We start from the raw sequence: 18176 nt of genomic DNA, 5'->3' as shown, positions 1-18176 counted from the left end.
GCTCAGCCCCGGGGCAGGACGCCGCCGTCCACCCCGAGGACCTGCCCGTTGACGTAGGCCGCCCCCGGCCCGGCGAGGAACCGCACGACCTCGGCGACCTCCTCCGGCCGCGCCGGCCGCCCGGCCGCGATGCCGGCCAGCAGCGCGGCGTGCCGCTCGGGCGGGATCCGGCCGGCGACCAGCTCCGTGCCCTCGGTGTAGCCGGGAGCGACGACGTTGGCCGTGATCCCGTCGGGTCCGAGGGTGGCCGCCAGGCTGAGCACCCAGCCCGACAACGCGGCCTTGGCGGCGACGTACGCCGGCGTGGAGCCGCCGGTCAGCGCGGCGCGCGAGCCGACGAGCACCACCCGGCCGCCCGGCCGGGCGAGCAGGGGCGTCAGGGCGGTGGTGAGCAGCGCGGCCGAGAGCACGTTGGCCCGCCACGCGGCCAGCCACGAGTCGGCGACGTCGGACAGCGGCGCGTCCGCGGGCAGCCGGCGGGCGGGTGCACCGGCGTTGGCCACCACCACGTCGACGACGGCGGCGGAGGTCCGCAGGCCACCGACCCACCGCTCGACGTCGGCGGGGTCCGCGACGTCGCACCGCGCCGCGGTGACCCGCTCGCCGAGCGCGGCGGCGGCCTCCTCGAGCACCTCGGCGCGCCGGCCGAGCAGGACGACGTCGCACCCGTCGGCGGCCAGGGCGGCGGCGCAGGCCCGGCCGATCCCGGTGCCGCCGCCGGACACGACGGCCAGCCGGCGCTCCGAAGCCACGCCGAGACCGTAGTGGAGGCCCAGGAAGTCGACCTACACGCCGGTGATGCGCTCGGCCAGCCGGCAGGTCTCGTCGAGAAACTTCTGCCGGCCCAGACCGGTCACCGACTCGTCGTCGGTCAGCCACGAGGTGGCGGCGGTCTCGAGCAGCGAGAGCAGCGCGGTGGCGATGACCGCCGCCTCGGCCGCGCCGGTCTTCGGGCGGGCGGCCTTGGCCGCGCGGCTGAACACCGTCATCAGCTCGTGCCGCAGCTCCCGGCGCAGCTGCTCGACCGCGAGGCTCACGCCGGAGGACTTGACGAACCAGACGGTGGCCTCGTCGCGGCGCTCGTCCATCCAGCCGAGCAGGCGGACGTGCAGCTCGCCGATCGAGGCCCCGTCCGCCGCCACCTCCTGCTGGTCGCGCCGGGCCTCGGTGACCATCGCGTCGCCGAACGCGCGCAGCCCCTCGAGGAGGATGTCGTCCTTCGAGGCGAAGTGGTAATACACCGCAGCGCTCGTCATCCCGGCCGCGTCGGCGATCTCGGCTACCGTGATGGCGTCCGACCGCGGCGACGCGAACAGCTCCATGGCGGAGCGCACGACCGTCGTCCGGCGGGACGGCCGGTGCGCCGGGCGCTTGTTCGCTGCGGTCACGGCACGAGAGTAGAGGGTCTCGGAGCGACGGGGCCGCAACGTGCTACCCCGTAGGAGGGGATCGGTGCTGCAGAGTTCCGAGGGTGTCGACGGCGGTGACGTCCTCCCCGCGAAGCTGCCGGCCCACCGGCCGTCGCGCCGGCAGGAGATCGTCGACGCCGCGATCAAGGTCTTCGCCCGCACCGGCTTCGCGGAGACCAGCGTGCAGGACGTCGCCGAGGAGGCGGGCGTCGTGCCGACCGCCGTCTACTACCACTTCGCCGGCAAGGACGAGCTGTTCGACGTCGCGCTGCAGTCGGTGATCACCGAGCTCGACGAGGTGGTCGAGAAGTCCCGTCCCGAGGGTGACCAGCAGGCAGCGCTGCCGCAGATCATCGACGCGGTGTGGGACTGGATCGAGACGCGACCCGACCACGCGCGGATCCTCTACAGCCACCTGCCCGGCGCGACCAAGCAGGCCCAGGTGCTGCGCGTGCAGTTCGAGGAGCAGCACATCGAGCGGGCGTACGTCTACGCCCGGCAGGCGCCCGTGGGCCAGCGGCGGCACCGCTCGGCCGCCGCCCAGCACGCCGCCACCCGGCTGGCCGTGCGCACGCTGATCAACACGCTGATCGCCATCCACCCGATGCGCCTCGACGGCGGCCCGCTGAGCCGGCGTTCGCCGCGGGCCCTGCGGGCCGCCCTCGAGGAGGCCTCGCTGCGGATGATGGACCTGGACTGATCAGTAGGCCGCCGTGCCGCCGTCGACCGACAGCATCGCGCCGGTGATGCCGGCGCCCGCGTCGGAGGCGAGCAGCACGGCCATGGCGGCGACCTCCTCGACCGTGTTCGGCCGCTTGATCGCCGACTCCTGGGCGAACAGGTCGACCATGCCCTCGAAGGTCAGGCCCATGCTCTCCGCCGTCCGCGGCCCGTTCTCGCGCACGATCTCGGTGATCACCAGGCCGGGGCAGAGGGAGTTCACGGTGATGCCCTGGGTGCCGACCTCCTTGGCGGTCACCTTGGTGAGGCCGTTGATGGCGTGCTTGGCCGTCACGTAGCCGCAGAGCATCGGCTTGCCGTGCTTGCCCTCGACCGACGACATGTTGATGATCCGGCCCCACTGCTGCGGGATCATGTACTTCAGCGCGCTGCGGGTCCCGTAGAACGTGGAGTAGAGGTTCCACTTCATGTTCAGGTCCCACTCGTCGTCGGGCATCTCCGCGACGGGGAACGTGGCCGCGGTGCCGCCGGCGTTGTTGACCATGATGTCGACCCGGCCGAAGTGCTCGGCGGCGAAGTCGACCAGCGACTCGATGTCCTCCTTCTTCATCACGTCGCCCTGCCGGAAGACCGCGCGGTCACCGACCCCGAGCTCGGCGACGACCTTCTCGCCCTTGTCCGCGCGGCGGCCGTTGAGCACCACCTTGCCGCCCTCGCGCAGGAACGCCTCGGCGATGCCGAGACCCAGCCCGGCCGTTCCGCCGGTGATGACGGCGACCTTGTCCTGCAGCAGAGCCATGTGTCCTCCTCCGGCGCCGAGCGGCGCGGTCTAGTTTCTTGGGGCGGACTACAGTGAAGCACGCCACATCGCGGTGAAACAGCCCTTCTGGGCAGGCAACCGGGTCGTTCCGGAATCGGGGGTTGTGTCGCCGGTCGGAACAGTTACTCTGCCCTGAGTAAACAAACCCACGGCCGTCCCGGGTGCTCCGGCAGGCCGTTCCCAACGCCCCTGTCGAGGACGCGGAGGCACGCGCGTGACGACGGCGCACACGACCACCACCCGGGTCGTCTCGCTGGCCCGGCGGCCGACCGGCGCGCCGCAGCCGGAGGACTTCGCCCTCGAGGAGCGCCCGGTCCCGGAGCTCGCGGCCGGGCAGCTGCTGGTGCGCAACGCCTACATGAGCGTCGACCCCTCGATGCGCGGCCGGCTCGAGGAGACCGAGAAGCACTACACGACCAACTTCCGGCTCGGGGAGCCGCTCGACGGGTCGGCCCTCGGCCGGGTGGTGGACAGCCGGGCCGAGGGCGTCCCGGTCGGGACGTGGGTGCGGCACCGCCTGGGCTGGCGCGACCTGGCCGTCGTCGACTCGGCCACCGCCACCGTGGTCGACGTCTCGCTGGCCGCCCCGGCCGACTGGCTCGGGGTGCTCGGCCAGACGGGGTTCACCGCCTACGCCGGGCTGGTGCGGGCCGGCGAGCTGCGGGAGGGCGACGTCGTCTTCGTCTCCGCCGCGGCCGGCGCCGTGGGCTCGGCGGCGGCGCAGCTCGCCCGGCTGCTCGGGGCGTCGGCCGTCGTCGGCAGTGCCGGTGGCGCCCGCAAGGCGGCCCTGCTGGTCGAGGAGCTCGGTCTCGACGGCGCCGTCGACTACCGGGCCGAGCGGGTGCGCGACGGCCTGGCCCGGGTCGCCCCCGACGGCATCGACCTGTACTTCGACAACGTCGGCGGCGACCACCTGGTCGCCGCGCTCGACGCGCTGCGGCTGTCCGGCCGCGTGGCGCTGTGCGGGATGATCTCGCAGTTCGACGCCGACGCCCCGCGGCCGAGCATCGACCACCTCATCCAGGCCGTGCTCAAGCGGATCACGCTGCGCGGCTTCATCGTCCGCGACCACGAGGACCTGCGGCCGGAGTTCGAGCACCGGGTGGCCGGGTGGCTGCGCTCGGGCGAGCTGGTCGCCAAGCAGACCGTCGTCGACGACCTCGCGCACGCGGTGGAGGCGTTCCTGGGCATGCTGCGCGGCGAGAACGTCGGCAAGATGCTCGTCCGCCTCGACCCGTCCGTGGACGCCTGACCCCACCGAAGAGAGGACCCCATGGACCTGCAGCTGACCGGCAAGCGCGCCCTGGTGACCGGCGGCAGCCGGGGCATCGGCCGGGCGATCGCCGAGACCCTCGCCGAGGAGGGCTGCGCGCTCGCGCTGTGCGCGCGGGGCCGGGAGACGCTGGACAAGGTGGCCGCCGGCCTGCGCGAGCGGGGCGCGACCGTGCACGCCGAGGCGGTGGACGTCACCGACAACGAGGCGCTGGCCGCCTTCGTCGACCGCTCGGCGCAGGAGCTCGGCGGGCTCGACGTCGTCGTCTCCAACGTCTCCGCCGGCGCCTCCAAGGCGCCCGACCAGTGGCAGAAGAGCCTCGACGGCGACCTGCTCCCGCTGGTCCGGCTCATCGAGGCCGCCGTGCCGCACCTGGAGAAGCAGGGCGGGGCGATCGTGTCGATCGGGACGACGAACGCGTTCGACACCGTCCGCCCGGCCTCGCCGAACGCCTACTCGGCGATCAAGGCGGCCGTGCTGCACCACGCCGCCGCGCAGGCGCGGGCGCTGGCGCCCAGGGGCATCCGGGTGAACACCGTCTCGCCCGGCCCGATCGAGTTCCCCGGCGGTGACTGGGAGAAGATCCGGGAGGGGCGCCGCGAGGTCTACGACGAGGTGCTGGGCAAGATCCCGGTCGGCCGCTACGGCCGCCCCGAGGACGTCGCGGCCGCCGTCGCGTTCCTCGCCAGCCCGCGGTCGGGCTTCACCAACGGCGTGAACTTCGTGGTGGACGGCGGCATCGTCACCCGCGTCCAGTTCTAGAAGGACCCCGCTGCCCCCCACCACTCGCGAGCTCGCGGCGGGATCCTGCAGCGGGGCCGCCACGACGGAAGAAGGCGATCCGATGGCAGGGCCCGCGGGGCGGCTCGACGTCGTCCTGGTCTGCGGCGGGCGCTGGCACGACTTCGACCACGCCCGGCTGCGGCTGCTCGAGGCGCTGGCCCGGCACCCGCGCGCCCGGACGCGCGTGTTCGAGGACTACGCGATGGGCAGCGCGGCCGCCGGGGACGCGCTGGCACGCGCCGACCTGCTGGTCACCTACACCTGCGACCGCCGGCCCGACCCCGACCAGCAGCGCCGGCTGGCGGACTGGGTCGCGGCCGGTGGCCGGTGGCTGGCGCTGCACGGCACCAACGCGGCCATCGACGCCCCGCCGCTCGACGGGCCGCGGCTGTTCCGCACGCCGCGGTCGCTGGGGCCGGTGGCCGAGGTGCTGGGCAGCCAGTTCCTCGGCCACCCGCCGATCGAGCCGTACCGGGTGGAGGTGACGCGGCCCGACCACCCGCTGGTTCAGGGCATCGCGCCGTTCGAGGTCACCGACGAGCTCTACGTCAGCGAGCTGCACCCGCCGCTGGAGGTGCTGCTGCACACCCGGTACTCGGGCCCCTGCCGCGGTTTCGAGGAGGGGGAGACCACCGACGACGAGCCCCGGCCGGTCCTCTACCTCAAGCGGACCGGCGCCGGCACCGTCTGCTACTTCACCCTCGGCCACGCGCGCGGCCGCTTCGACGTCCAGGACCTCGGCGTCGAGGACCTCGGCCGCGAGGACCGCGGCAGCTGGTTGGTCCCCGAGTTCACCGCCGTCCTCGACCGCTGCCTCTCCTGGGGCCTCTACGGCGGGTTCCCCGCCGTCGACGGTGCTTGATCGCGATCGAGCACGCGCGCTCGATCGCGACCAAGCACGTCCTCAGGCGGTGCGGGGGAGGGGGTGCGGAGGGCGGTGGTGCTCGGCCATCACCGCGTTGATCGCCCGGTGCAGGTGCTGCACGCCCGGCTCGTTGCGGCCGACGAGCATCGTCCGCTCCGCCATCGCGGGGATGCCGCGCTGGACGCCGTACCCGGTCAGGTAGTCCTCGCCGTAGGTGACGTCGTAGAACCAGTCGCGGGCGAACTCGGCCTCCTCGCGCGCGCGGTCGTCCGACGGCGGCGTGCGGGTGAGGATCCGCTGCTCGGTCATCGACTCGGTCGGCGTCGCGCCGGGGAGCGGGAAGGCGACCGCGATGCGGTCGCGCCAGCCGCCGGCGATGGCGAAGCCGGGGAACAGCCAGACGATCGGGCCGACCAGCGTGGCCGGGTCCCACCGCTCCTGCGGGGTGTCCCCGAGGTCGGCGATCGGCCGCAGCGCGAAGGCCAGCCGCTGGTGCCAGCCGAAGGAGTCCCACGCCGCGGTGTTGCTCAGGTTCGTCCTGAACACGGTGTCCGTGTGCAGCGAGGCGAAGTGGTAGCCCTCCAGGTAGCCCTCGACGGCGACCTTCCAGTTCGGCCCGGGCATCATCCGCGTGGAGAAGTGGTGGGTCTCGGCCAGCCGCAGCGAGGCGAGCACCGGCCCGACGTCGCCGAGCCACGCGTCGAGGTCCAGCGGCGCACCGGGGGTGAGGACGACGAACACCAGCCCGTGCCGCTCCTCCACCGGCAGCGGCACCAGCCCGCGCGCGGACTTGTCTAAGTCGCCGAAGGTGCTCGCCCCGTAGACGCCGGCCAGCGATCCGTCCATGCGGTAGGACCACGCGTGGTACGGGCAGGTCAGCGTGCGCCCGCGGCCGGTGCCCGCCGGGCAGACCTCCGCGCCGCGGTGCCGGCACACGTTGAGCATCGCGTGCACCGCGCCGTCGCCGTCCCGGGTGATGACCACCGGCGTGCCGGCGGCGTCGACCGCCTTGTACGTGTTCGGCCCGGGCAGCTCGCAGGAGAGCGCCAGGGGCAGCGGCACGCGGCGGAAGAGCAGCTCCTTCTCGGCCTCGAACAGCGCCGGGTCCAGGTAGTTGGCGACCGGCTCCTCCCAGGTGCCCCCGGCCTGGTCGGTGGTCCGGCCGGCGACGAGCGCGCGCACCCGCTCGACCAGCCGCAGCGCCTCCTCCCGGCCGGCCCGGTCCAGCTCGAGGCCGGGGACGTACTCGGGGACGACGGCGGTCATGGCAGCTCCCGGGTCTAAGTCATATAGATGACTTGCAGTCTGTCGGGAGCGGCCGGCCGCGTCAATCGCGAGTCGCGTAGAGGTGCGCGGTCTCGTTGACCGACACCACCACGACCCGGCCACCGGGCATCCGCCGCAGCCGCGCCACCGACGTGTAGCCGGGGTTGTGCCAGAACAGGGCCGGGATGCCGAGCACCCCGCCGACCATGGCGTTGATCGCGCCGCCGTGCCCGACGGCGACGAGGCGGCCGACCGGCCAGCGCTCGAACAGCTCGATCAGGCAGCCCGCGACGCGGCGGCGGAAGGCGTCGCGGTCCAGCGACGGGACGAACTCGTCGTACCGGCCCTCGGCGATGGCGACCGCTCGCGGGTCGGTCGGGCCCATCTCCTCCACGGCGGTGTAGGCGCGCGGCGGCAGATCGGTGTCCCACTCGCGCAGGTCGTCGACGACGGCGTCGACCGCGCGGCCCATCTCCCCGGCCATGGCGTCCGCGGTCTCGCGCGCCCGCCGCATCGGGCTGGTGACCAGCACGTCGACGTCCTCGCCCTTGAGCCAGCCGCCGAGCCGGCGGGCCTGCTCGACCCCCTCGGGCGCGAGCGGGGGCTGCACCTCCCCGGAGGCGGGCAGGCCGTGGCGGACGAGCAGGAGTTCGGTCATGGTCCCTCTCGGGTCGCGGGGTCGCCGTCAGCCGGCGATGGTGCGGTCGCCGTCCCAGTACGGGCGGCGCAGGGCGCGCTTGTCGAGCTTGCCCATGACGTTGCGCGGCAGGGCGTCGACGAGCTCGTAGCTCTTCGGGCACTTGTAGGCGGCCAGGTGCTTGCGGCACCAGCCGGCCAGCTCGGCCGGGTCCAGGGGGGTGCCGGCCGGGACGACGAGCGCGCGCAGCGCCTCGCCGAGGTCGGGATCGGGGACGCCGATCACCGCGACGTCGGCCACCGCCGGGTGCTGCTGCAGCACCTGCTCGCTCTCGGCCGGGTAGAGGTTCACCCCGCCGGAGACGACCATGTCGGCCACCCGGTCGGTGATGTAGACGAACCCGTCGTCGGTCACGTGGCCGACGTCGCCGAGGGTGGCCACGCCGGGGGCGAGGTAGGCCGAGCGGGTCTTCTCCGCGTCGGCGTGGTAGCTCACCTCGCGGCCGGGCGGGGTGCGGAAGCCGAGCACGCCGGTCTCGCCGGGCGGCAGCTCGCGACCCTCCTCGTCGAGCACGACCACCTCGAACGGCTCGACGACCCGGCCGACCGAGCCGGGGTGGGTCAGCCACTCCTCGCTGGTGATCCGGCAGACGGTGCCGATCTCGCTGCCGCCGTAGCTCTCCACCAGCACCGGGCCGAACCAGTCGATCATCGCCCGCTTGACGTCGGCGGGGCAGGCGGAACCGGTGTGCGCGACGTTGCGCAGGCTGGTGACGTCGTAGCGGCGGCGCGCGTCGTCCGGCAGCGCCAGCAGCCGGGAGAAGTGGGTCGGCACCATCACCGACGACGTCACGCGGTACCGCTCGACCAGCTGCAGCACCCGCTCGGCGTCGAACCTCCCGAGCACCACGACCGGCTGCCCCGAGAGCAGGTGGCGCACCGACGTCAGCGGGCCGTTGTGCTGCAGCGGGCCGACGACGAGGTGCGGGCCGGCCGGGAAGCCGGACCGGCCGGCGAGCAGTGCGGCGTACTCGGCCGCGGCGGTGACCGTCGACGGCGCCCAGCGCACCGGTGTGCCGCGGGCCTTGCCGGTGGTGCCCGAGGTGTAGACCAGCGGCGGCCGCGCCGGGCGGTCCGTCGAGTCCGGCAGGGTGCGCGGGCCGGTCGCCCACGCCGTCCACGGCGTCGTGCCCGCCGGCGCCGCGTCGGTGCCGTGGACGACGACGGCGCGCACCCCGGCCTCCCGCGCGGCCTCGAGGGTGGCGGCCAGCCCGGCCGGGCCGGTGACGGCGGCGACCACGCCGGCATCGCGGAACTGGGCGGCCATCTCGGCCGCGGTGAGCTGCCGGGAGACCGCGACGGTGCCCACGCCGGCCAGGATGCCGGCCGCGTGGGCGACGAGGGTCGGGGCGGCGTTCTCGCCGATCACGGCCACCCGGTCGTCGGGCCCGGGCGCGACGGCGAGCAGCTCCCCGCCGACCGCGTCCACCTGCCGGGCGACCTCGGCCCAGGTCAGCTCGACCGCGTCGTCGGCGAGGGCGAGGCCGCCGGGGTCGTCCCCGGCGCGCGCCCCGATGCCTGCGAGCCGCTGCACGGGCCACCCCCTTCCGCGAGTGCGTTAAGGTTCGCCGCAACTGTAGTCAACGTCAAGAAACCTGGGCGGTCGCCATGGTCTCGACGCAGCACTCCTTCCGCTTCGCCGTCCAGGCCTACCGCCCCGAGTCCGGCGCCGCGTGGCGCGAGCTGGCCCGCCGGGTGGAGGGGCTGGGCTACTCGGCGCTGCACACCTCCGACCACTACCTCGGGCCGGGCCGCGTCTCCGACGAGACCGGGCACCGGCCGGTGACCCTGGCGCCGATCCCGGCGATGGCCGTCGCCGCCGAGGTGACCAGCACGCTGCGGATCGGCTGCCGGATGTTCTGCGTCGGCTACCACCACGCGTACGTGCTGGCCAAGGAGATCGCCACGCTCGCCGAGCTGTCCGAGGGCCGCACCGAGGTCGGGCTCGGCGCCGGGTGGCTGGAGGCCGAGTACGAGGCGATGGGCATCCCCTTCCCGCCGGCCGGTGAGCGCATCCGGCACCTGGCCGAGTTCGTGGCGCTGCTCAAGGACTTCACCGCCGGCCGGCCCGCCGACACCCGCGGCGAGCACGTGCGCGTGACCGGCATGGGGCCGCTGCCCCTGCTGCCCACGCCGCCGCCGATCACCATCGGCGGCGGGGCGCCGCGGGTGCTGCGGCTGGCCGGGGCGCAGGCCGACGTGGTCAGCATCAACTTCAACAACCGCTCCGGCGTCATCGGCGCCGACAGCGTGGCCACGTCCGGGCACGAGGAGACCGTGCAGAAGCTCGGCTGGGTCCGCGAGGGCGCCGGCGAGCGCTTCGCGCAGCTGGAGCTGGAGACCGCCGCGTACTTCCTGGCCGTCGAGGGCGGCGCCACCACCGAGGAGCAGCTGGCCGCCCAGACCGGCCTCTCGGGGGAGGAGCTGCGCCGGTTCCCGCACGCCCTGGTCGGCTCGGTCGAGGAGATCTGCGAGGAGCTCGAGCGCCGGCGCGAGGTCTACGGGTTCTCCTACGTCACCGTCGGCGACCGCTCGATCGACGCCTTCGCCCCCGTCGTGGAGCGCCTCACCGGGAAGTGAGCTCAGGGGAGCCGTTCACCAGAGGTCGCCGTCGCGCCAGTCGCAGGTCAGCTCGGCGGCGAGGTCGAGGTCGGCCCGGAGCGGCAGCACGTGCACCGCGCCGTCCTCGTCCGGCGTCCGCAGGGGACCGGACGGCGCGAGCACGGAGGCGGGACCCGACCACACCCTCCATCCGCGCGAGCGGTAGAGGGGCGCGCCGTCGTCGGTGGCGCTGAGCGCGCCGAAGTCGTAGGCGCCGCGGATGACCTGCTCCAGCGCGGCCATCACCGCCGCGCCGTGGCCGCGGCGCCGGGCACGGGCGGCGACCGCGACCGCCTCCACGTAGCCGACCCGCCACGACCGGCCGGCGTGCAGGAACCTGCGCTGGACCACCGAGCCGTGCCCGACGAGCTCCCCCCGCTCGTGCACCAGGGCGTGCATGCCGCCCAGGGCGTGGTCCCAGTCCTCGTCGGTGAAGCTTCCCTGCACCGAGCCCGCGCGGTCCTGCACGAAGGCGGCCTGGACCATCAGCCGGGCGGACTCCAGCACCGCGGGCTCGAGCTGCGCGGTGTGCGCGACGGTGAGGTGCGCCATCGCGCCATCCTGGCGGACGGTCCCCGCGGAGCGGTGCCCGCGCTCAGGCCTCCGCGGGGACCCGCGCGTCGATCGGGGTGGGACGGCTGCGGGCCCACTCGTGCGCCGGCGGCGAGGCGACCCAGTCGACCGCGTTGCCGATCAGCCGGCGGTACCCGGGCAGGCCGAACGTCGCCGCGCTGTCGCCGGGCTGGACGTAGACCACCGGGCTGACCGCCGCCGTCGTCGCCCAGGCGACCAGGTCGCTGGCCGGCGGGTGGCCGGTGCAGTCCGGTGCGGCGTCCTCGCCGACCAGCACGTGCTCGTACGTGCGGACGTACCGGGCCGGGTCGACGTCGGCGTCGTGCCGCAGGAGGGGGACGACGCGGTCGGTGAACACGGGGCAGCAGTACGGCTCGTCGGTGAGCGCGAAGTCCGCGAGGCCCGCGCAGACCGGGTGCTCGGGCGCGACCACCCGGGCGGTGTACCCGGTGATCCGGGTCCCGGACGACGGCCACTCCTCCCCGTGCAGGACCCCCGGTGCGTAGAAGAACCGCCCGCCCAGCGCGTCCGCCCACCCGTCCCACGCCGGCCAGCCGGCCAGCGCGTGGTGGGTGGCGACGACGCCGACGCCCCGCTCCAGCAGGCCGGTGACCGCGCGGGCGACCTCCGGCGCCGGCCCGCGCGGCTCCGGGGGCTCGCCGCGGCGCAGGTGCAGGCCGGGCAGGTCGTGCAGCAGGAGGGCGTCCCACGCGCCGGCGTGCTCGGGCGCCAGCCAGTCCTGCGCCGACGGCTGCACGGCGTGCGCCCACACCCAGCCGCGCTCGCCCGCGAGGGCGGCCACCATGCCCAGCAGCGCGTCGAGGTCCACCCGGTGGCCACCGGTCACCACCAGCACCCGCACCGCCATCGGCGCTCCTCGTCGGGGGGCTTCCACTTCGGCATGGTTACTGTAGCCTCTCACCAGTAACACGGGTGATCTGGCCCACACGGGCCGACCGGGAGGCGGGCACATGGACCAGGCCGGGGGTACGGCGACCGTGACCGGCGACGCGCCGTCCGTCGAGGGTTACGGCCCCGAGGAGCTGCTCGACCTGCACCGGCGGATGGTGCGCATCCGCGTCTTCGAGACCGAGGCCGGCCGGCTGATGGAGAACGGGCTGCTGCCCGGGTTCCTGCACCTCTACGTCGGCCAGGAGGCGGTCGCCGCCGGCGCCATGGCCACGCTCACCGACGCCGACCAGATCACCTCCACCCACCGCGGTCACGGGCACGCCGTGGCCAAGGGTGCGCAGTTCCGCCCCATGTTCGCCGAGCTGTTCGGGCGGGTGGACGGCTACTGCCACGGCCGCGGCGGCAGCATGCACATCAACGACCTGTCGATCGGCATGCTCGGCGCCAACGGCATCGTCGGCGCCGGCCTGCCGATCGCCGTCGGCGCGGCCTTCGCCGGCCGCTACCGCGACGACGGCACGATCGCGATGACGTTCTTCGGCGACGGGGCGAGCAACATCGGGGCGTTCCACGAGGCGGCGAACATGGCCGCCGTCCTCAAGCTGCCGGTGGTCTTCGTCTGCGAGAACAACGGCTACGCCGAGTTCACCGCCCAGGCGCGGCACATGCTGCTCACCGACGTCGCCGACCGCGCGGCCGCCTACGGCATGCCCAGCGAGGTCTGCGACGGCATGGACGCCGTCGCCGTCCGGCAGGCCTGCCAGCGCGCGGTCGACCGGGCCCGCGCCGGGGAGGGGCCGTCGCTGGTCGAGGCCAAGACCTACCGCTACTACGACCACCAGGGCGTCAAGGGCCTGCGCAAGCCGTACCGCACGCAGGAGGAGATCGACGCCTGGAAGAAGCGCGACGCCATCGAGCTGCTCGAGGCGCGCGCCGCCGCCGACGGCGTCGTCGACGCCGCGTCGTTCGCCCGCGTGTGGGAGGAGACCCGCGCGGACGCCGCCGACGCCATCGAGTTCGCCCAGGCCAGCCCGCAGCCCGACCCGGCGACGCTCACGAAGAACGTCTACACCGTCTGACCCGAGAGGACCCTGCATGGCCGTGCGCGAGCTGACCTACGTCAAGGCCTACAACGAGGCCCTGCACCAGGTCATGCGCGAGGACGACGACGTCTTCGTCGTCGGCGAGGACGTCGCCGGCTACGGCGGGGTCTTCCACATGTACGACGGCCTGCTCGCCGAGTTCGGCGAGCGGCGCATGATCGACACCCCCATCTCGGAGATGGCGATCGTCGGCCTGGGCGTGGGCGCCGCCTCGCGCGGCCTGCGCCCGGTCGTCGACATCATGTTCATGGACTTCCTCGCCGTCTGCCTCGACCAGGTGGTCAACCAGGCGGCGAAGATGAAGTTCATGTTCGGCGGCGAGGTCCGCGTGCCGATGGTGCTCACCGTCGCCGCCGGGGCCGGGCTCTCCGCCGGTGCGCAGCACAGCCAGAGCCTCGAGGCGTGGCTGGCGCACACGCCGGGGCTGAAGGTGGCGATGCCGTCGTCGGCCTACGACGCCAAGGGCCTGATGGTCACCGCGGTCCGCGACGACAACCCGGTGATCATGATGCTCAACAAGAAGCTGCTCGGCGCCAAGGGCGACGTGCCCGAGGAGCTCTACGGGCTGCCGTTCGGGCAGGCGCACGTGCTGCGCGAGGGCACCGACGTCACCGTGGTCGCGCTCGGCCGGATGGCGGTCGAGGCAGCGGCCGCCGCCGAGGCGCTGGCCGCCGAGGGCATCTCGGCCGAGGTGATCGACCCGCGCACGGTGCAGCCGCTGGACACCGCCACCATCACCGACTCGGTGCGCCGCACCAACCGCGTCGTCGTCGTCCACGAGGCGGTCACCTTCGGCGGGCTCGGCGCCGAGATCGCCGCGCAGGTCCAGGACGTCGCCTTCGACCACCTCGACGCCCCCGTGATGCGGGTCGGCGCCCCGTTCGCCCCCGTGCCCTTCAGCCCGGTGCTCGAGAACGTCTACGTGCCCGACCGCGGCAGCATCGCCGACGCCTGCCGGCGCATCCTGAAGCGGAGCTGAGCCGTGGCCCAGGAGGTGCTGCTGCCCAAGCTCGGGCTGACGATGGAGGAGGGCACCATCGTCGAGTGGGTGGCCAAGGCCGGCGACGTCGTCAAGAACGGCGACGTCCTCCTGCGGCTGGCCACCGACAAGGTCGACGCCGAGGTGGAGGCCGAGGGCGAGGGCCGGTTCCAGCCCGTCGTCGACGAGGGGACGACACTGCCGCCCGGCGCGCTGATCGCCTGGCTGCTGGAGGGCGACGAGCAGCCCCCGGCCGCGCCGTCGCCCGCCAAGGTCGCCGCCCAGGAGTCCCCGGCCGCGGGTGACGTCGGCGAGCTCCAGCTCACCGGTCCCGCGTCGGCCGCCGCCGTCCCCGCCGGGCGGCTGCTGGCCTCGCCCAACGCCAAGCGGGTCGCCGCCGAGCACGGCGTCGACCTGACCACGCTGCGCGGCACCGGCCCGGGCGGCCGGATCGTGTCCGAGGACGTCGAGGACGCGCTCGCCGCGGCCCGCGCCGCCGCGCCACCCCCGGTGCCACCCCCGGCCGCCCCGGCCGGCGGGGTCGTCTCCCCGCTGGTGCGGCGGCACGCCCAGGCCTCGGGCGTCGACCTCAGCCAGGTGCGCGGCTCCGGGCTGGGCGGCCGGATCCGCCGCGCCGACGTCACCGCCGCGGCCGCCGTCGCTCCGCCGCAGCCCGCGCCGGCCGCCGCCGGCCCGCGGGCCGGCACGGTCGTCCCGCTGACCGGCATGCGCGGGGCGATCGCCCGCAACATGCACGCCAGCCTGCAGGAGATGGCCCAGCTGACCCACGGCTACGAGGCCGAGGTCGGCGACCTGCTGGCGCTGCGCGAGCACCTCAAGCGGGAGTGGGCCGGCACCGGCCTCCGGGTGCCGACGATCAACGACTTCGTCGTCCGCGCCGCCGCGCACGCGCTGCTCGAGCACCCGGTGCTCAACGCGACGGTCAGGGACGACGGCATCCACCTGCTCGAGGAGGTGCACGTCGGTGTCGCCGTCGCCGTCCCCGACGGGCTGCTCGTGCCGGTCGTGCGCGACGCCGACAGGCGCGGGCTGGTCGACATCGCCGAGCAGACCCAGGCGCTGGCCACCGCCGCCCGCGAGGGCCGGCTCACCCTGCCGCAGCTGGAGGGGGCGACCTTCGTCGTCACCTCGCTCGGGTCCTACGGCGTCGACTTCTTCACGCCGGTGGTCAACCCCGGCAACACCGGGATCCTCGGCGTCGGCCGGGTGCGCGACGGCGTCCGGTGGGAGGGGGAGGTCCCGCACCGGACGTCGGTGCTGACGCTGAGCCTCTCCTTCGACCACCGGGCCGTCGACGGCGCGCCCGCCGCCGAGTTCCTGCGCACGGTCAGCGGCCTGCTGGCCCGGCCCCACCTGCTGCTCGCCGGCTGACCCTCCCGGAGGACCCGTGGCCCCCACCCCGGTCGACGCGACGCTGTTCGCCTCCCTCGACCCGCCGCGGCTGGCCGGCAGCCGGTGCCCCGACTGCGGCACGGTCACCTTCCCGGCGTCGACGTCCTGCCCGCGCTGCATGGGGCGGGCGATGGCGCCGCACGCGCTGCCCGACCGCGGCACGGTGTGGACCTGGACGGTGCAGGGGTTCGCGCCCAAGCCGCCCTACGTCCCGCCGGCCGGCGGGTTCCGCCCGTTCCCGGTCGGCTACGTCGACCTGGGCGAGGTGCTGGTCGAGGCGCACCTGACCGCCGACCCCGCGCGGCTGGCGATCGGCACGCCGGTGCGGCTGGTGCTGCAGCCGGCGTTCGAGGCCGACGGCGGCCCCGTCGTCACCTACGCCTTCGCACCCGTGGAGGAGGACGCATGAGGTCCGACGACGTCTTCGTGGTCGGCGGCGGCCTGCACCCCTTCGGCCGGCACGACGGGGTCAGCGGCCTGGACATGGCCGAGACCGCGCTGCGGGACGCCCTGGACGACGCCGGCGTGGGCTGGGCCGACGTCGACCTCGCCGTCGGCGGCAGCAACGTCTCGGGCAAGCCCGACTCGCTGGTCGCCCGTCTCGGGCTGACCGGGGTGCCGTTCACCACCGTGAAGAACGGCTGCGCCACCGGCGGGGTCGCGCTGGCCACCGCGGTGAGCGCGTTGCAGGCGCGGCGGGCCGACCTGGTGGCCGTGGTCGGCTTCGACAAGCACGAGCGGGGCGCGTTCGCCGCCGACCCGGCGGCCTACGGGCTCGGCAGCTGGTACGCGCAGACCGGGATGATGGTCACCACCCAGTACTTCGCGATGAAGACCCGGCGCTACCAGCACGAGCACGGGCTCTCCGACCTGGCGCTGGCGCGGATCGCCGCGCGGGCCTTCCGCAACGGCGCGGCCCACCCGCTGGCCTGGCGGCGGCACCCGTGGACCGAGGAGGAGGTGCTGGCCGCGGCGCCGGTCAACGACCCGCTGACCCAGTACATGTTCTGCCAGCCCAGCCAGGGCGCCGTGGCGCTGGTGCTGGCCCGCGGCGACCGGGCCGGCGACCTCTGCGACCGCCCGGTGCGGCTGGCCGCGGTCACCCAGCGCACCCGCCGGTTCGGCTCGTTCGAGGTGTTCTCGCCGTGGCTGGCGCCCGATCCGTGGCACAGCCCCAGCGTCGACGCCGCCGCGGCCGCCTTCGCCGAGGCCGGCATCTCCCCGGCGGAGGTGCAGGTGGCGCAGGTGCAGGACACCGACAGCGGCTCGGAGCTGATCCACCTGGCCGAGACCGGGCTGTGCAAGCACGGCGAGCAGGAGCAGCTGCTCGCCGACGGCGCCACCGACGTCGACGGCTCGCTGCCGGTCAACACCGACGGCGGCTGCCTGGCCAACGGCGAACCGGTCGGCGCCTCCGGACTGCGCCAGGTGCACGAGGTGGTGCGGCAGCTGCAGGGCCGCGCCGCCGGCGCCCAGGTGCCCGGCGGCCCGCGGGTCGGCTTCACCCACGTCTACGGCGCGCCCGGCCTGTCGGCCTGCGCCGTCCTGACCGTGGACGTCGCATGAGCGCCCCCGACCTCGACACCTGGCGGGCCGGCGTGCGCAGCTGGCTGTCGTCGACGCTGCCGCCGCGCGACCCCCACGCCGACGAGGGCCCGCCCGACCTCGCGGTGTTCCGCAACATCCCCGACGAGGAGGAGCGGCGGCTGCTCGACGCGGTCCGCGCCTACCGCCGCGCCCGCTACGACGCCGGCTACGGCGCGCTGACCCTGCCGGAGGAGCAGGGCGGCGCGGGGCTGCCCGCGTCGTTCGCGATGGTGATGGCGCAGGAGGAGGCGGCGTTCGCCGTGCCGCCGTCCACCGAGCTGATCAGCGTCACCACCGGCCTGGTGGGGCCCGCGGTGGCGATGTTCGGCACCCCGGAGCAGCGGCGCACCTACGCCGAGCCGTTCCTGCGCACCGACCTGCTGGCCTGCCAGCTGTTCAGCGAGCCGGGCGCCGGCTCGGACCTCGCCGCGCTCGGCTGCCGCGCCGTCCGCGACGGCGAGGAGTGGGTGGTCGACGGGCAGAAGGTGTGGACGTCGGGGGCCCGGCACGCCGACTACGGGCTGCTGCTCGCCCGCACCGACCCCGACGTGCCCAAGCACAAGGGGATCACCGCCTTCCTGCTGCCGATGGACACCCCCGGCGTCGAGATCCGGCCGATCCGGCAGATGAGCGGCGGCGCGTCGTTCAACGAGGTGTTCCTCTCCGCCGTCCGCGTCCCCGACGACCTGCGCATCGGCGGGGTGGGGGAGGGCTGGCGGGTGGCCACGGCGACGCTGTCGTTCGAGCGGACGGCGTCGGGCTCGGGCACCCGGCGCAAGGGCGGCACGTTCGCCGACGTCCTGGCGGTCGCCCGCTCCCGCGGCCGGACGGGCGACCCGGTCGTCCGGCAGGCGCTGGCCGACCTCTACGTGCGGACGGCGCTGCGGGCGGCGACCGCCGAGCGGGTGGCCCGCGCCGCGGCCGCCGGCGTCTCGCCCGGGCCGGGCGCGTCGATCGGCAAGCTGCTGGCCTCGGACCTGCTGGTGCGCACCGGGGAGACCGCCGCCGAGCTGCTCGGCCCGCGGATCACCGCCGACACCGGCGTCCCCGGGACCTACGCCTGGACCGAGCACGTGCTGGGCGCGCCCGGCTACCGGCTCGCCGGCGGCACCGACCAGATCCAGCGCAACATCATCGCCGAGCGGGTGCTCGGCCTGCCGCCCGAGCCGCGGGTGGACAAGGACGTCCCCTGGTCCGGCCTCGGCCGCAGCTGAC

Annotated in this window: 19 protein-coding genes; 11 read left to right on the top strand and 8 right to left on the bottom strand. The window is 74.8% G+C overall.

Annotated features, from left to right (window positions below; all coding sequences use genetic code 11):
• Positions 1-2 precede the first annotated feature (2 nt).
• On the bottom strand, positions 3-752 hold the full coding sequence (locus ACI797_RS05025; RefSeq protein ID WP_456857410.1) for an SDR family NAD(P)-dependent oxidoreductase: 750 nt from the start codon (positions 750-752) through the stop codon (positions 3-5).
• Between the two features lie 33 nt (positions 753-785).
• A complete protein-coding gene (locus ACI797_RS05020; protein WP_456857409.1) occupies positions 786-1388 on the bottom strand; it encodes a TetR/AcrR family transcriptional regulator in 603 nt (200 codons plus the stop codon).
• A 64-nt stretch (positions 1389-1452) separates the two neighbouring features.
• Here ACI797_RS05020 and ACI797_RS05015 point away from each other — a divergent pair, with 64 nt between their 5' ends.
• On the top strand, positions 1453-2109 hold the full coding sequence (locus tag ACI797_RS05015) for a TetR/AcrR family transcriptional regulator (RefSeq protein WP_456857408.1): 657 nt from the start codon (positions 1453-1455) through the stop codon (positions 2107-2109).
• Here ACI797_RS05015 and ACI797_RS05010 read toward each other — a convergent pair whose 3' ends face one another.
• Positions 2110-2889, bottom strand: a complete 780-nt coding sequence (locus tag ACI797_RS05010; RefSeq protein WP_456541339.1) for an SDR family NAD(P)-dependent oxidoreductase — start codon at positions 2887-2889, stop codon at positions 2110-2112. It abuts the gene before it with no gap.
• Positions 2890-3124: 235 nt separating this feature from the next.
• Between ACI797_RS05010 and ACI797_RS05005 the strand changes: the two genes are divergently transcribed.
• The 3 genes from ACI797_RS05005 to ACI797_RS04995 all read left to right on the top strand — a co-directional run bounded on the left by ACI797_RS05005 (position 3125) and on the right by ACI797_RS04995 (position 5828).
• Positions 3125-4162, top strand: a complete 1038-nt coding sequence (locus tag ACI797_RS05005; protein ID WP_456857407.1) for an NADP-dependent oxidoreductase — start codon at positions 3125-3127, stop codon at positions 4160-4162.
• Positions 4163-4183: 21 nt separating this feature from the next.
• Positions 4184-4945, top strand: a complete 762-nt coding sequence (locus tag ACI797_RS05000) for an SDR family NAD(P)-dependent oxidoreductase (protein WP_456857406.1) — start codon at positions 4184-4186, stop codon at positions 4943-4945.
• 82 nt (positions 4946-5027) lie between these two features.
• Positions 5028-5828 (top strand): ThuA domain-containing protein, encoded by an 801-nt coding sequence (locus ACI797_RS04995; protein WP_456857405.1) that lies wholly within the window; start codon positions 5028-5030, stop codon positions 5826-5828.
• A gap of 42 nt (positions 5829-5870) precedes the next feature.
• On the opposite strand, the gene ACI797_RS04990 is transcribed toward ACI797_RS04995, so the two are convergent.
• The 3 genes from ACI797_RS04990 to ACI797_RS04980 form a co-directional block, all read right to left on the bottom strand.
• Positions 5871-7097, bottom strand: a complete 1227-nt coding sequence (locus tag ACI797_RS04990) for an aromatic ring-hydroxylating oxygenase subunit alpha (protein ID WP_456857404.1) — start codon at positions 7095-7097, stop codon at positions 5871-5873.
• A 61-nt stretch (positions 7098-7158) separates the two neighbouring features.
• Positions 7159-7755 (bottom strand): histidine phosphatase family protein, encoded by a 597-nt coding sequence (locus ACI797_RS04985; protein ID WP_456857402.1) that lies wholly within the window; start codon positions 7753-7755, stop codon positions 7159-7161.
• Positions 7756-7782: 27 nt separating this feature from the next.
• The gene (locus ACI797_RS04980) at positions 7783-9327 is read right to left on the bottom strand and encodes an AMP-binding protein (RefSeq protein WP_456857401.1); all 1545 of its coding nucleotides are present in this window, start codon (positions 9325-9327) and stop codon (positions 7783-7785) included.
• Positions 9328-9401: 74 nt separating this feature from the next.
• On the opposite strand from ACI797_RS04980, the gene ACI797_RS04975 reads away from it, so the two are divergent.
• Complete coding sequence (locus ACI797_RS04975; RefSeq protein ID WP_456857400.1) at positions 9402-10373, top strand: TIGR03621 family F420-dependent LLM class oxidoreductase; 972 nt, start codon at positions 9402-9404, stop codon at positions 10371-10373.
• 15 nt (positions 10374-10388) lie between these two features.
• Here ACI797_RS04975 and ACI797_RS04970 read toward each other — a convergent pair whose 3' ends face one another.
• Together ACI797_RS04970 and ACI797_RS04965 are read right to left on the bottom strand one after the other, a co-directional pair.
• Positions 10389-10946, bottom strand: a complete 558-nt coding sequence (locus ACI797_RS04970) for a GNAT family N-acetyltransferase (protein ID WP_456857399.1) — start codon at positions 10944-10946, stop codon at positions 10389-10391.
• Positions 10947-10989: 43 nt separating this feature from the next.
• On the bottom strand, positions 10990-11835 hold the full coding sequence (locus tag ACI797_RS04965) for a ThuA domain-containing protein (protein WP_456857398.1): 846 nt from the start codon (positions 11833-11835) through the stop codon (positions 10990-10992).
• A 103-nt stretch (positions 11836-11938) separates the two neighbouring features.
• On the opposite strand from ACI797_RS04965, the gene ACI797_RS04960 reads away from it, so the two are divergent.
• Genes ACI797_RS04960 through ACI797_RS04935 form a run of 6 tightly spaced genes read left to right on the top strand, consistent with a single transcriptional unit; the run spans position 11939 to position 18175 of the window.
• On the top strand, positions 11939-12958 hold the full coding sequence (locus tag ACI797_RS04960) for a thiamine pyrophosphate-dependent dehydrogenase E1 component subunit alpha (RefSeq protein WP_456857396.1): 1020 nt from the start codon (positions 11939-11941) through the stop codon (positions 12956-12958).
• Between the two features lie 16 nt (positions 12959-12974).
• Positions 12975-13961: an alpha-ketoacid dehydrogenase subunit beta gene (locus ACI797_RS04955; protein ID WP_456541328.1), complete on the top strand. Its 987-nt coding sequence runs from the start codon at positions 12975-12977 to the stop codon at positions 13959-13961.
• 3 nt (positions 13962-13964) lie between these two features.
• Positions 13965-15353: a dihydrolipoamide acetyltransferase family protein gene (locus ACI797_RS04950; protein ID WP_456857395.1), complete on the top strand. Its 1389-nt coding sequence runs from the start codon at positions 13965-13967 to the stop codon at positions 15351-15353.
• Between the two features lie 16 nt (positions 15354-15369).
• Positions 15370-15783, top strand: a complete 414-nt coding sequence (locus tag ACI797_RS04945; protein WP_456857392.1) for a Zn-ribbon domain-containing OB-fold protein — start codon at positions 15370-15372, stop codon at positions 15781-15783.
• A complete protein-coding gene (locus ACI797_RS04940) occupies positions 15780-16940 on the top strand; it encodes a thiolase family protein (protein ID WP_456857391.1) in 1161 nt (386 codons plus the stop codon). The genes ACI797_RS04945 and ACI797_RS04940 overlap by 4 nt, the downstream gene beginning before the upstream one ends.
• Entirely contained in the window at positions 16937-18175 is a 1239-nt protein-coding gene (locus ACI797_RS04935) for an acyl-CoA dehydrogenase family protein (RefSeq protein ID WP_456857388.1), read from the top strand. The genes ACI797_RS04940 and ACI797_RS04935 overlap by 4 nt, the downstream gene beginning before the upstream one ends.
• The last annotated feature ends 1 nt before the right edge of the window (position 18176 follow it).

The sequence above is a fragment of the Geodermatophilus sp. SYSU D00691 genome (assembly GCF_054050275.1).
Note: the sequence above shows the minus strand (reverse complement) of the source record. Positions and strands in the feature narration are given on the sequence as shown.